This is a genomic window from Romboutsia sp., from assembly GCF_035470145.1.
Lineage (GTDB): Bacteria > Bacillota > Clostridia > Peptostreptococcales > Peptostreptococcaceae > Romboutsia_D.
Window position 1 is genome coordinate 1 of the sequence record NZ_DATIRC010000433.1, and the last position, 14,684, is coordinate 14,684.

The following is a 14,684-nucleotide window of genomic DNA, read 5'->3' on the forward strand; positions in this document are numbered from 1 at the left end:
GTTGTAGAAATCTTCATGATTTCAATATAAATATAGCACATACTATTAATTTTTAGCAACCATTATTTTACATAATCTTAAATATTTCACACGGCCTTAAAGAATTTTTGTATCTTGACCACAACCCCAAGTAGTAACCTGACTATTATCTTTTTTACCAACACTACACTTGAGAAATATTTAATTAAACACCTATAAAATATACTTACAAACCTCATCAGCAAACTCATCAGTACTAGCGCTACCTCCAAGGTCCACAGTAAGCTTTTCTCCTCTTAAAAACACCTCTGCTAAAGCATCCTCAATCTTTTTTGCATTATCATACTCACCTAGATATCTAAGCATCATAACTGCAGATTGAATAAGCGCAGTAGGATTAGCCTTATTTTTGCCTGCTATCTGAGGTGCACTTCCATGTACTGCCTCAAATACAGCATATTCCTTTCCAATGTTAGCCCCAGGTATTATACCAAGTCCTCCAACAAGACCTGCACATAAATCAGATAGTATATCTCCATAAAGATTTGGCATTACCATAACATCATGTTTTTGAGGATTTAAAACAAGGTTCATAGCCGCTGCATCTACTATTAAATCATCAGATTCTACATCATATTTTGATGCTACTTCTCTAAATACATCTAAAAACAATCCATCTGATAACTTCATTATATTTGCCTTATGCACTGCTGTTAGCTTGTTCCTTTTGTTATCTTTTACATAGTTACAAGCGAAGTCTACTATTCTTTCACTTGCCCCTTTTGTTATTATTTTTATACTTTCAGCTCCATAGTCACCAAGCTTGTGCTCTATTCCTGCATATAAGTCTTCTGTATTTTCTCTAACTATTACTAAATCTACATTTTCGTATCTACTTTTTATCCCCCTAAAACTTTTAACAGGTCTTAAATTTACATATAAATCTAATTCTTGTCTAAGTGTTACATTTACACTCCTAAACCCCTTACCGACAGGTGTAGTTACTGGTCCTTTTATTGCAATTTTATTCTTTTTAATAGTATCTATTACATGTGATGGAAGTGGAATTCCATACTCATCCATCACACCTTCTCCTGCATCTACTTTTTCCCATCTTATATCAACTCCAGTAGCTTTTACTACCTTTGTCATAGCCTTTGCTACCTCTGGTCCTATTCCATCACCTGGTATAAGTGTTATTGTATACATACTCTAGTCCCTCCATTCTTTTAGCTACTCAACTTACTTTATATCAATTTTCCCTCTGTTTTAATCTTTGTATATTTCAATTTCCCTCCAGCCTTTAATATCTCTACTTCTTTTGATGATAAGTCTAATTTAACTTTAAATGAGTTTTCTTTAGTAATATTTTTCACTTCTAACTCCTTAGAATTTAGATTATCTAGTATATCTACTATTTCAAATTTATCTAAAAGATCTAGTTTTTCATAATCTTTAGCATCAAGAAATTCCATAGGTATTATTCCACTATTTATCAAGTTTGCTTTATGAATTCTTGCAAAACTTTTTACTATTACACCCTTAACTCCAAGATAAAGAGGTGCTAAGGCTGCATGTTCTCTACTTGAACCTTGTCCATAGTTTTCTCCTCCAACTATAAATCCCCCATCATTCTCCTTCGCTCTTTTTGGGAATTGGGTATCTATAGTATTGAAGCAATAATTTGAAAGATGAGGTATATTACTTCTAAATGGAAGTAATTTTGAATCCGATGGCATTATATGGTCTGTTGTGATATTGTCCTCTACTTTTAATATAATTTTCCCTTGCAACACTTCTCCTAATTCTGTATTAACAGGGAATGGTTTTATATTTGGTCCTCTAATAACTTCTACATTTTCTCCATCAATTGAAGGTTTCACAATCATGCTATCATCTATTAAGAATTTATCTACTGTTAAATTTTCAAACTTTACATCAAATTTTCTTGGATCTGTTAATTTTCCATATATAGCACTTACTGCTGCCACTTCTGGACTTACCAAGTATACATTTGCTGATAATGTTCCACTTCTACCATAGAAGTTTCTGTTAAATGTTCTTAGTGAAACTGCATTAGTTCCAGGAGATTGACCCATTCCTATACATGGACCACATGAATTTTCTAAAATTCTAGCTCCTGAACTTATTATATCTGCCAAAGCTCCATTTCTAGCTAGCATTTCCATAACTTGTCTAGAACCCGGAGCTATAACTAAGTTTACATCTTTGTGAATCTTATGCCCTTTTAATATTTGAGCTACCTTCATCAAGTCTTCGTATGAAGAATTTGTACAACTTCCTATTGCAACTTGATCTACCTTAATCTCTCCTATATTTTCAACCTCATCTACATTGTCAGGACTATGAGGTATAGCTGCTAATGGTTTTAACTGTGATAAATCTATAGTAATTTCTTCGTCATAAGTTGCATTCTCATCTGCCTTTAATTCTAACCATTCGTCTCCTCTACCTTGAGCTTTGAAAAATTCTAATGTTTTTTCATCACTTGGGAATATAGAAGTTGTAGCTCCTAATTCAGCGCCCATATTTGTTATAGTTGCTCTTTGGGGTACTGATAAGTATTTTAAACTTTCTCCACAATATTCAAAAACCTTACCTACTCCGCCCTTAACACTTACTTTTCTAAGCACCTCTAATATAATGTCCTTAGACGATACCATATTGTTTAGCTTTCCGATTAAATTCACCTTACAAACCTTAGGTTTATTTATATAATATGCTCCTCCAGCCATTGCCAAAGCAACATCAAGTCCTCCTGCTCCAATGGCAATCATTCCTACTCCACCAGCAGTTGGAGTATGGCTATCCGAACCTAAAAGTGTATCTCCAGGAGTTGAAAACCTCTCTAAAAATACTTGATGACAAATCCCATTTCCTGGTCTTGAGAAATATACTCCATATTTATCTGCTACTGTTTGTATATATTTATGATCATCTGCATTTTCAAATCCTTGTTGTAGCATATTGTGATCTACAAAAGCTACACTTTTCTTTGTTTTTACTTTGTCTATACCCATAGCTTCTAATTGAAGATATGCCATAGTACCTGTTGAGTCTTGTGTTAGTGTTTGATCTATTTTTATCCCTACTGAATTATTAGTGCTAAGATTCCCTTCTACTAAATGCTTTTTTAAAATTTTATAAAATAAGTTTTCTGCCAATGTTCTTACCCCCTATTTAAGTTCTGATGATTTATTAAGTCATAATATATTTGAACTATTTCTTTATCAAATAGGCTTCTTTTCATCCCTATAGAAAAAGATCTAACCTTTTCTAATAATTGTGTTGCCCTAGCATCTGAAAGCTCAATATTATATTCTTGAAACTTATTTACTATAGCCGCTTTTCCTGAGTGTTTTCCTATTACAATTTGTCTCTCAAGCCCTACTTCACTTGGGTCAAAAGCTTCATAGTTTGTAGGATTTTTTAAAGCTCCATCTGCATGTATCCCTGATTCATGTCTAAACATATTACTTCCAACTATTGCCTTCCATGCAGGAAGTTCTCTTCCTGATGCTCTTGAAACATACTCAGATAACTCTTTAAACTTTCTTGTATCTATACTTACACCATACCCATAAACGCATTTAAGAGACATTAATACTTCTTCTAAAGCTGCATTGCCCGCTCTTTCCCCCAGTCCATTAACTGTAACACCTATATAATTTGCACCTCCTGCTACTCCAGCTAAAGCATTAGCAGTTGCCATTCCAAAATCATTATGAGTATGCATCTCTATATCAACTTTAGTTCTTTCATATAGAGTTTCTATATTTTTTCGAATCGTAAATGGCTCCATTACCCCTACTGTATCACAGTATCTAAATCTATCAGCCCCTGCACCTTTTGCAGCTTCTATAAATTCACTTAAGAAGTCTAAATCTGCTCTAGATGCATCTTCTCCATTTACAGATACGTATAATCCATTTTGTTTTGCATATTCAACAGATTTTACCATGTTTTCTATTACCCATTCTCTAGATGTCTTTAATTTGTTTTTTATATGAATGTCTGATACCGATACAGATATCGCTACAGCATCTACACCACAATCAATAGATTGTTCTATATCTTTTATTACAGCTCTATTCCACGCCATAATACTAGGCTTTAAATTTCTTTTACATATAGCCTTAATTGTATCTTTTTCATCTCCACCCATGGCTGGTATGCCAACTTCTAATTGATTTATGCCAAGGTCACTTAACATTTGTGCTATCATAATCTTTTCATGATTTGCAAATACGACACCTGCAGTTTGTTCACCATCTCTTAAAGTTGTATCTACTATTTTGATTTTTTTAGAATTTATCTTATCTACTATACACATACCTTTCTTTGCCCCCTTAATTTTATTTTTTAGCCACTATGTGAATCTCTAAAACCTATATATTTAGCCTTCACATAATCAACCTACTTTTTAATTTTTGCATGATTTTATATAAATATTTCATTTTAGTCGATCATGCCTCCTAAAATAAATCGATTGTTTTTTACCTTAAACACATTATATTACACATTTTATAAATATGCACTATATTTTTTATTTTTTAAAAAAGATTCTTAAAAATGATTTTTTTTTATATAAACTTTCATTTTTTTATATTTACAACTTATAATGTTGCTTCTTGTTTTTATATTATATAGCTCAATTTTTTCATAATTAGATTAAAAAACAGTTAATAATATTTCATTCAATGTATTTAATTTAGAAAATTTAATTAAAACAGTAGCTATAATTGAAACCTGGCAATAGTTCAATATATATTATTAAAAAAATCTGATACTAAGGCAGTATCAGATTTTTATGTTACTTATTCATATTATTTTCTTGTGCTTTTTTTACATTCTCCAGTTCTTTAATAAATTCGTTAGCTTGATCATAGTCTATATATAATAAGCACGATATATCATCTATTTTTTCACTTATTCTAGTAGTTATTCTTACATGATCCTCTAATTCTTTTGTGTCAAATTTATATATCAAGTCTAAATGTTTCTTTTCTCCATTTATAATTACATCTATACTATTTTCTTCTATTTCTATATCTACATTTCTTTGGGTATCGCTCATAGATATGTTACCAAATTTAGTATATTTAAAAGAATGTCCTTTATAATCAAATCTATTACTTTCTTTTATTTGATTTAGTATATATTCACCATCTTCAACTGCGTCTTTAAATTTATCTTCTTCATAAAAATAATATTTAGCAAAGTAATCTAATTTATATTTACCCATAACTTCCTCCTAAGTTTTTAATATAAATTAGTATTTGTAAAATCCCTGTAATTAAACACAATATTCTTCAATGGTATGTGTTTAAATTTTTAATATTTTCATTTAATCTACACATAATACATATAAAATAAAAAAAGGTTGGGATACATATGAAAGACAGAAAAATTAATATATTTAAAATACTACTTTATGTTGTATATATATTTTCTATAATATTTTTTATGTTTAAAAGTGAATATGGTAAAGCTGGATTAAGTGCAGCTTGTTTGGTTATAACATTTGTATTAGGTAAAGTATATTCAAAGAATTTAACTATATTAGATAGAAATTTATTTATAGTCGGTAATTTATTTATACTATCTTCATTCTTACTAGGTTCCTGTTATAATTTCTATGACAAAATAAAATTTTATGATAAATTCCTACATTTTTGGTCAGGATTTATCTCTGTTAAAATAGGTTGGAATATATTAAAGGTAACAAAAGAAAAAAATATAATGAGCAAAATATTAATCTTTTTTGTTATTTTTTTCTTTAGTATGGGTATATCTGCTGTCTGTGAATTATATGAATATACATTAGATGTATTGTTTAATACAAATGCTCAACCAGGTGGATTAAAAGATACCATGCAAGATATGATTAATGCTTTAATTGGAGCTCTTATAATGATTACCTATTATTATAAGAAATAGATATATTACGATGATATAAAGTGTTTATTAAAATTTAGAAAGCACTAAACACATATTTTTAGAAGTGAATGAAAATTTTAAAAAAACTAGTAAAAAAATCATTTTAAAAAATTTATAAATAAAACCTCTAAAAAAAAGAAACACTAGTATTGATTTAAAAAAAGAGGAGGTTTTAATTTTGAAAGTAAGAGATATAATGACAAGTGGTGTATCATATGTAACACCAAATTCCAATATAACAAACGCAGCAGATGTTATGAAATCTTTAGATGTTGGAATAGTTCCTGTTTGTGATGAAAATCACACTCCTGTTGGAGTAATAACAGATAGAGATATAGTTTTAAGAAGTGTTGCTGGAGCTAATAATGCTAACCAAAATGTAGGAAATATAATGAGTAAAAATATTGTAAGTGTAAGTCCTGATATAGATGCTCATGAAGCAGCTACATTAATGGCTCAAAATCAAATAAGAAGATTACCAGTAGTTGAAAATAACAAGATTGTTGGAATGCTTTCACTAGGTGATTTAGCAAATGTAAATATACATGTAAATGAAGCAGGTGAAGCTTTAAGTTCAATTTCAAAACCAAGTAATGAAATGAAATAAAAAATTCACTTCACTTGAGTGACGTGTTGACGAAACATTTCAAATTTAGTAGTTGGAAATTATATTTATCTACAAATCAGATAAAATATAATTTCCTTCAATATAAAAAAGACTGTTTCCGTTACAGTCTTTATAAAATGGGGTTTTGGGAATTTCTAATACTATTTCATTGGGGGAGAATAGTATTTTAAGTTTTTTTGTCTAATATTGTTGTTTCTGTATACAGAATACCATTATTTTGTACATAATTCTATAATATAAATAATATTTTACATAAAATTTTTTTATATTATATAGCCAATTAACTATCTCTTATTAAACAAATCAAAAAATAACCTATAGCGTGAACTCTTTTTCCATTGTTCATTCTATAGGTTACAGTATATAAAAACTATTCTTTTTTTATATATTATCTATTTACAAACATAGGTATTTCCATCAACAGACTGAATGGCTCTTAAATTAGCTGCATCTCCAACTGCATATATAGTATATATTCTATTTGGATTTAACGTAACTTCAAATGATAAAACTGATTTACCATCGCTACTTAATGCTATTGTTATATTATACTTACCTGGTTTTACATCTACATACTCTGTCCCTTCTCTAAACTCAATATCTTCAAATAAAACATCTTCATCCACTAAAATATCTACCGCTGGTGCATCCGGTGATAAGTGTATTACTCTAAATGTACTATAAGAATCAGATGTTTCCTTTGATACATAATCTGGTATAACTAACAAAGATAGATCATCTAAATTTCCTGTAGCTGCTACAGTGACTATTTCTCCGTCAGGTACATCTACTATTTCACTTATAGCCGCGTTTTCTTTAGTACCTGCTGGATATACCTCAACTTTATAACTTCCTTCGTCTAAGTAAACATAATTTGTAAATTCTTTAAATCCAAGGTCGCTAAACGCAAGATTCCCATCAATATATACGTCTACCTTTGGTGCTTGAGGTGATGCATGAAATACTCTTACTAAAGAACTACCTTCTTTTATTTTAAAACAATCCATATTATATCCCCCTTGTTGTCTAATTAAGTGCTATATATAATATGTATTTATAATTTTATTTGTTCCTTATTCATTTTCTTATTTAGCTACTAAATTAATAATTTCTAATAATAAATTATATATTTATTAAAGTTTGATGGAATACACTAAATGTTATAAAAATAAAAAAGACTGTTTCCGTTACAGCCTTTTTAAAATATGATTTAGTTTCTCTTCTCCATAATCCTTCCCTATATATCCTTATGTAGAAGAGAGTACACTTTATTAGTGGTATGTAATTAAATTAGTATAAGCATTCTATTTAAACGCTTTAATTGCTGCAGACATAATGTATTCACCTACATTTAAATTCTGTCCCCATTTTTCTTCATATTCCTTAGATACAGGCTTAGTATCTATACTAATATTTTTAAACCCTGATTTTTCTAAATAAAATCTTAACTCTTCAACTGAAGAGGCACCTGTAACTCAGCCACAGTAAAGTTTTTCATCTTCCTTCATTTCTTCAGTTAAATCCTTCATAAGTACTATATCTGAAATAGCTAGTCTACCACCACTTTTTAATACACGATAAGCTTCATCATATACTCTTTGCTTATTAGGAGATAGATTTATAACACAGTTTGATATAATAACATCAACTACATTATCTGCTACTGGAAGATTTTCAATTTCTCCAAGTCTAAAATCTACATTGCTATAATTATTATTAATTGAATTGTTTCTTGCTTGACTTAACATCTCAGCAGTCATATCAACCCCTATAACTAATCCATTTTTTCCAACCTTCTTAGAAGCTAAGAAACAGTCAAATCCTGCTCCACTACCTAAATCTAGTACAGTTTCTCCTTCACATATATTCGCAATTAGCTGAGGATTTCCACATCCAAGACCTAGATTAGAATCTTTTGGAACTGTATCCATATCTTCATTAGAATAGCCTATGCTCTTAGAAATATCTGCTCCACAACATCCACTCTTAGATTCTGATATTACAATTTTTTTATAACTATCTCTAACTATGTTTTTTAAATCTCCACTATTAAGATTATTCATCTTAATATTTCCCCCCTTTACTAAGACGTTTTAGCTTACATAAATTATTTTATACGATAAAATTAATTAACTCAATATTTCAATTCCAAATATTGTATTTACTACTTTTCTATAAATTTTTTATCATCACATAAAATATTATAATTCATCTACATATGTAGAGCACTTTAATTACAACATCTAGGGAACGAATCGTTCCCCAATATATTTTTTATAAAATATTATATTAATTAATAGTCTTTTTTTCAACAAAAAAAGACTGTTTCCGTTACAGTCTTTGTAAAATGGGATTTTGGGAATTTCTAATACTATTTCATTGGGGGAGAATAGTATTTTAAAATTTTAAGTATTTTGTCTAATATTGTTGCTTACGTATACAATATACCACCATTTTACATAAAGGTCTATAGTATAAATATTTTTTTATGTAAAATTTTTATTTTTTATTATTTTATATATATTATAATAACTTACTCATATGTCATTTATATCTACTATATTTGAAATACCTGAGTATATACTAACTATATTATTTAATTTGGATACTCAATCACATAGATTTTCTGTACAAAAAAAAGACTGTTTCCGTTACAGTCTTTATAAAATGGGATTTAGAGAACTTGCAATACTATTTAATAGGGAATAATAGTATTTTTAAATTTTAAGCATAAAATAGGAGTATTTTGCACAACCCCTTTTTTAATTATGTCTATATCTTAAATGTCTAATTTGTTATGTCCGTTCCTAGTGTCTACTTTTTAATTATTTTGTCTAATCTTGCTGTCTATATGTATAATATACCATTATTTTATACAAAGGTCTATAATATAATTATTCTTTTATAGAAAATATTTTTTATATAGCAATAATATAATTATTTACTATATCAATATCTAAACATACATTATTTAAAATGTGTTTTGTTTTATAATCTATTTGCTATCATATTCTCATCCCCACTTCAAATTAAACACAAAAAAGCCATGAAGGTTTAAAGCCTTCATGACTTTGGTTTTTAATTTATTTCTTTAATATAATAGTAGTCTAATATAGATATATTTGTCAATTACGATTGTCGATTTGTTGTTTATATCCTCCTTAAAGTCGTAATTCCCAGACTTACCATTCAATATTTATATAATATGTTATTTTTTATAATTTTTTATTGACTTATATATTATAAGTATCCTATACTTAATATTAAGAAGTACATATTTAATAGAAATTTAGATATTTGAAAATATCTTTATATAGTCAGAAGACTTTTTGGTCTTCTGATTTTTTGTTTCTATTATATTAAAAATGTTAACTTTTTAATTCATACTCTACTTTCCCCAAAGTAAGAATGATATACATTTTGAGATGGGCATATTGCTCATCTTTTTTCTTTTACCTTTAACATAAACTGATTCTGTAATTTACTTTAGTTATCAATATACTTTATTCTATCTAATAAAAGACCCTCTGAAACTTTATTTTTTCCGATCACAAAATCTTTCATATGATAAGATAAATATTCACCATAATTACTATCAGTGTTTAAAAGTAGTTCATCTACATAATAAATTCCTCTTGGTATATTATCTAGTAATATTGTAGAAATAGCTCCATACAGCCCACAAGCTACTTGGAAGTACGTAGCACTAACTTTATATTTATCAAACACTTCTTTATTACTTAGTACATTATACATATATATTTCTTCGTCATCATATACAAGCAATACACCAACCAAGTCTTCACCTTTTAACGGATATTCTGAAGGGTCAAGAACTTTCATAGGAGCATCCCATAAATCATCAAGATTATCAATGTTATCTCTTATTATTTTTGTAGTATGATCATTAACTTTATATATAAACCCACATTCCATATCATACAAACTACCTAATGAAAGAACTTCCTCATGAGGCATAAGGCATCCATAAAATTCTTTTTCTCCTAATGTTACTTTAAATTCAAGGCTATAAACTTCTTTATATAGGAAAAGTTGATTGCGTTGCTTCATAAATAATGGATAACTTAGGATTGCTTCATCAAGAAAACATTCAGGTGACCATGTTGTATAAATAGTATCTTTTTGTGCAAGTGATTCATCTATATAAAAAGAATTGTCAGACTCAACAATATAACAAGCCTTAGGTTGCTTATCTGAAACACTGTTTATGACTTTTAATGCCATCCATTGAACAACACCAGGATTCATACCACTGCCTATAATTGATGTTGTATTTGTAAATTCATCTCTACGTGCTTCAAAAAACTCATATCTTTTAGACAATCCAAATCCTTCAAATTCCTCAGTTTCATCAATATAAGTATTTTCAAATGCAGAGTTTATATATACAACACCTAGTTTATTACAACAATTTAGAGTTTCAATTGTATCTGCCCATGAAATATCAACAACAATAGTGGTTTTAGTATTTTTAAGGTGTTTAATAAATTTATTAGTATCATTTAAATCAAATTCATATAAAGATATTTTAGTAGCTAGATTAGGAAATAGTTCTTGAAAATAAGTGATATCCTTTTGTTTAATATCTATTAAATGTACATTACATGTTGATATAAATTTATGGATTGGATCATTTATATCCTCAGTTGCCTTATTTAATATAGACAAAAATGCTTTAGCAACTCCACCACTACTTCCTAGAATAGATAGTGAAATAGTATTTTTCATTTATATACACACCTCTCTTAAAATGATTAATAACATAATACTGTTATTAAGAGCATTATATGACTTTTTTAGAGATTCAGTTACAAAACAACACATTTTGTTTTGATGTACACCCCTTTTAATATAAATATTTGACCATGACAGAAAAAATGGATCTCCCAATATTGAATATATAATAAAAAAACAATGATAGAACATACACTAATCGTTCTATCATTGTTTTTTTATTATCTTAAAAATTTAGTTTCAAAATATCTAGTTCCTATTGAATAGCTTTTGCATAGAAGCTTCTTTAGTACCCTATTAAGCATACTAATTTTTCTGATGCTTCTATTTCTTTTATAGTGTTAAACCCTGCTAATTTTAAATCTTCTATAATACTATCTTTCTTAACAAAATGATGATGACATCCTTCTTTCCAATCACATATTAAAACTTTTCCATCTTCTTTTAACACTCTTTTAATTTCTTTAAGCAACTTTTCACCATCTTCTAGTTCATGATGAACAGTTATCATAAATGCTAAATCCGCTGTATTATCTTCTAGTGGAATGTTGTTTTCACCCATTAGTTTAGTCTTAAGTCTTGATTTTAATTTAGGTACACGATTTTGATCAATCCATTCAATCATTTCCTTAGATATATCCAAAGCATAGCACTTAGAATCTGGTACTAGATCTAATAGTTTTTCTGAAAACATTCCTGTTCCAGCACCTATATCTACTAATACACTATTTGATAATAATTGTAATTCATTAACTATTTTGCCTAGTTCTATCATCTCTAATCTTTTAGGATTATTTAGTTTATCAAGCTTTTTTACATCAAACTTATGTCCACTCATATTCATTATCTCCTCGATTTATATTTATCTTATGTATATTTTAATTATATAGGATGCTTAAATATATTTATGTGACTTTATCACAAAACTATTTGTCACTTTATTTTTATATCGATAGTATTTATTTTAAATATTCATTACTATAATTGTTTTTCAGGAATAAAGATAACTTCCGGTGTCCTTTTCATATAATTAAATATTTTTAACCAATCTTCTTTATTTATTGACAATACAATATTATTTACATTTGGATGACAATCAAATGCTTCCTTATCCCAAATTTCCTCATCTATTAAAAGTCTCACATTGCTATCTTTTACATTTAAAAATGCTAACATAGAAAGTGACCCTACTTCTATTTTAAAATACTCTTTAAGTTCTTCTTCAGAAGCCATACCTATGCTTTTTACATCTAATTGATTGGATAAACTTTTTAAATCTACTAATTTATTTTCATCTACTACAACAACAAAATAGTTTTTCTTTTTTTTATCTCTTAAGAACAAATGCTTTGTTCTTACTCCTGGAATATCATCTGGCAGTAATGCAGTTGATTCTGCACAAGTCTTAACAGGTTCATGTTCATATTTTTTAAAATTCACTGCTAAATCTTCTAGTATTTCAAAGATTTTTTCCATTTAATTCCCTCCCATATTATATAATTATGTCTAAATTCTTTCCTTACACCTACCCTTTTAAACCTATATATAATTTTAATTATATTTCCAACTTATTACAATTAATTTACATGATTAAATTAGAAATAACTCTTATTTGTGAACTATATCGTTTATCTGACTTCATTTTATCTAAAACCTCAGTTGCTCTAGGTTTAGTTGGACCCCTTTTTAAAAAAACTTGTACCATGTACAAGTTTAGTGGCGTATTCCATTTGTTAATCATATTCTATTTCTATATAAGTTAAAAAAATTCTTTATACTTTAAATTCACAGTCCACCCTTAAAGTATTGGATGAATATTCGTTACAATGTAATATTTTTAGTTTGACTTATATAAATACAATTAATTTTTTAAAGGAGTTGCATATTTTGAATAAAAACCACATCACATCCGACGAATTAATAAATTTATTAAGTAATACTATAAACAACAGTATTTATGTTGTTAATGACTCAATTGTTGATGTTTTTCGATATCCAGATACTAATTCTGAAAGAGTAACTCAAACACTTTTTTGTCAGCCACTTAAAATTATAGATGAAATCCCAGAATGGTCAAAAGTAGAAGTAGTAGATGGTTATATTGGATGGATTAAATCAGATAAAATAGATAAATCTTTTACTAATATAACTTCTACAAAAGTTATAATAAAATCAAAACTGAAAAATATATATTCAACGATAAACACAACTTCACCAATTAAAGAAATCACACTTGGAACAGAGCTATATTGTATAAGTAAAACAAATAACTGGTATGAAGTAGCTCTACCTATGAACACTATAGGTTGGATAGAAGACAACGATACTCTACAAATACAAACAGGAACTCACATACCTAAAACTACAGGTTATGAGCTTGTAGAAACAGCAAAAAAATTTCTAGGAGTTCCATATCTCTGGGGAGGAGTAGGAGCATGGGGTATAGATTGTTCCGGTCTAACTTATATTTGCTGTCGTGTTAATGGAGTTGACTTACCAAGAGATTCACAACCACAATATAATGCAATTTCTACTTCTGTTGAACCTAATAAAAAAAATATGAAACTAGGAGATTTGGTATTTTTTGCTTCAAAGCCAGGTTCTAACACTGTTTCACACGTTGGAATTTATATTGGTAATAATCAATTTATACACGCAAGTAGTGGTGCAGGTTTAGTTACTATAACTTCTTTTTCAGATAATTACTATAAAAAAAGACTTGTAGGGGTAAAGAGAGTTTTTGAAAACTAAATCCTCTATACAACATAAAGAATTTAGTAATTTTAATTTTCATTGTAAAAAACACTCTTATTATTGAAAAATAAGAGTGTTTTGTCTACATCATTTGTAATAAGATTCACCATAAACTGGTTTATCTTTATTATTGCTCATATATACTATTTACTCAGCACTCTTAAGTGATTCTATCATATCAATCTTATCAAATCTATTGTACATAAATAAATTTACAACTACAGAAAATAATAATGTCAGTAAAATAGAATATAAGAAATTAATTGGGCTAATTTTCTGCAAAAACATTATAACATTTGTTTCTGCAGTAGATGTTATAAACTTGTTCAAAAATATTCCCACAAATATTCCAGTTAAACCACCTAACACAGTTAATATCATATTTTCTCTGTATATATAAGCTGCTAATTCATTATCATAAAATCCTAAGAGTTTTATTGTTGCAAGTTCTCTTCTTCTCTCACTTATATTTATATTTGTAAGGTTGTATATTACAACGAAGGCCAAAACACCTGCAGACACTATTAGTAAAATCACCACAGTATTGATACTATTAATACTCTTATTATAATCAACCTGCATGTTATTTTTAAATACTATAGAATTA

At 28.1% G+C, this 14,684-nt stretch carries 14 protein-coding genes; 3 read left to right on the forward strand and 11 right to left on the reverse strand.

Annotation, left to right across the window (positions count from 1 at the left end; all coding sequences use genetic code 11):
• Positions 1-192: 192 nt before the first annotated feature.
• The 4 genes from VLM92_RS16855 to VLM92_RS16870 all read right to left on the reverse strand — a co-directional run bounded on the left by VLM92_RS16855 (position 193) and on the right by VLM92_RS16870 (position 5,245).
• The gene (locus VLM92_RS16855; RefSeq protein ID WP_325277481.1) at positions 193-1,188 is read right to left on the reverse strand and encodes an isocitrate/isopropylmalate dehydrogenase family protein; all 996 of its coding nucleotides are present in this window, start codon (positions 1,186-1,188) and stop codon (positions 193-195) included.
• Between the two features lie 38 nt (positions 1,189-1,226).
• Positions 1,227-3,164, reverse strand: coding sequence for an aconitate hydratase (locus tag VLM92_RS16860; protein ID WP_325277482.1), 1,938 nt, complete (start codon positions 3,162-3,164; stop codon positions 1,227-1,229).
• Between the two features lie 5 nt (positions 3,165-3,169).
• Positions 3,170-4,333, reverse strand: coding sequence for a homocitrate synthase (nifV, locus tag VLM92_RS16865; protein ID WP_325277483.1), 1,164 nt, complete (start codon positions 4,331-4,333; stop codon positions 3,170-3,172).
• Positions 4,334-4,813: 480 nt separating this feature from the next.
• Positions 4,814-5,245 carry a hypothetical protein gene (locus VLM92_RS16870; RefSeq protein WP_325277484.1) on the reverse strand — a complete coding sequence of 144 codons (432 nt, stop codon included), beginning with the start codon at positions 5,243-5,245 and terminating at the stop codon, positions 4,814-4,816.
• 221 nt (positions 5,246-5,466) lie between these two features.
• Here VLM92_RS16870 and VLM92_RS16875 point away from each other — a divergent pair, with 221 nt between their 5' ends.
• A complete protein-coding gene (locus VLM92_RS16875) occupies positions 5,467-5,940 on the forward strand; it encodes a DUF2238 domain-containing protein (RefSeq protein WP_325277485.1) in 474 nt (157 codons plus the stop codon).
• A 178-nt stretch (positions 5,941-6,118) separates the two neighbouring features.
• On the forward strand, positions 6,119-6,547 hold the full coding sequence (locus tag VLM92_RS16880) for a CBS domain-containing protein (protein WP_325277486.1): 429 nt from the start codon (positions 6,119-6,121) through the stop codon (positions 6,545-6,547).
• 413 nt (positions 6,548-6,960) lie between these two features.
• Here the strand turns inward: VLM92_RS16880 and VLM92_RS16885 are convergent, their stop codons facing one another.
• The 6 genes from VLM92_RS16885 to VLM92_RS16910 all read right to left on the reverse strand — a co-directional run bounded on the left by VLM92_RS16885 (position 6,961) and on the right by VLM92_RS16910 (position 13,064).
• Positions 6,961-7,575, reverse strand: a complete 615-nt coding sequence (locus VLM92_RS16885) for a DUF4397 domain-containing protein (protein WP_325277487.1) — start codon at positions 7,573-7,575, stop codon at positions 6,961-6,963.
• 297 nt (positions 7,576-7,872) lie between these two features.
• The gene (arsM, locus tag VLM92_RS16890) at positions 7,873-8,631 is read right to left on the reverse strand and encodes an arsenite methyltransferase (RefSeq protein WP_325277488.1); all 759 of its coding nucleotides are present in this window, start codon (positions 8,629-8,631) and stop codon (positions 7,873-7,875) included.
• Positions 8,632-10,054: 1,423 nt separating this feature from the next.
• Positions 10,055-11,317: an S-adenosylmethionine decarboxylase related protein gene (locus VLM92_RS16895; protein WP_325277489.1), complete on the reverse strand. Its 1,263-nt coding sequence runs from the start codon at positions 11,315-11,317 to the stop codon at positions 10,055-10,057.
• A 292-nt stretch (positions 11,318-11,609) separates the two neighbouring features.
• Positions 11,610-12,161 carry a class I SAM-dependent methyltransferase gene (locus VLM92_RS16900; protein ID WP_325277490.1) on the reverse strand — a complete coding sequence of 184 codons (552 nt, stop codon included), beginning with the start codon at positions 12,159-12,161 and terminating at the stop codon, positions 11,610-11,612.
• A 140-nt stretch (positions 12,162-12,301) separates the two neighbouring features.
• Complete coding sequence (locus VLM92_RS16905) at positions 12,302-12,799, reverse strand: YbaK/EbsC family protein (RefSeq protein WP_325277491.1); 498 nt, start codon at positions 12,797-12,799, stop codon at positions 12,302-12,304.
• Positions 12,800-12,905: 106 nt separating this feature from the next.
• Positions 12,906-13,064 (reverse strand): hypothetical protein, encoded by a 159-nt coding sequence (locus tag VLM92_RS16910; protein ID WP_325277492.1) that lies wholly within the window; start codon positions 13,062-13,064, stop codon positions 12,906-12,908.
• A gap of 146 nt (positions 13,065-13,210) precedes the next feature.
• On the opposite strand from VLM92_RS16910, the gene VLM92_RS16915 reads away from it, so the two are divergent.
• Entirely contained in the window at positions 13,211-14,074 is an 864-nt protein-coding gene (locus tag VLM92_RS16915; RefSeq protein ID WP_325277493.1) for a C40 family peptidase, read from the forward strand.
• A 150-nt stretch (positions 14,075-14,224) separates the two neighbouring features.
• Here VLM92_RS16915 and VLM92_RS16920 read toward each other — a convergent pair.
• Positions 14,225-14,684, reverse strand: a 460-nt coding sequence (locus VLM92_RS16920) for an ABC transporter permease (RefSeq protein ID WP_325277494.1), incomplete at its 5' end; no start/stop codon positions are given.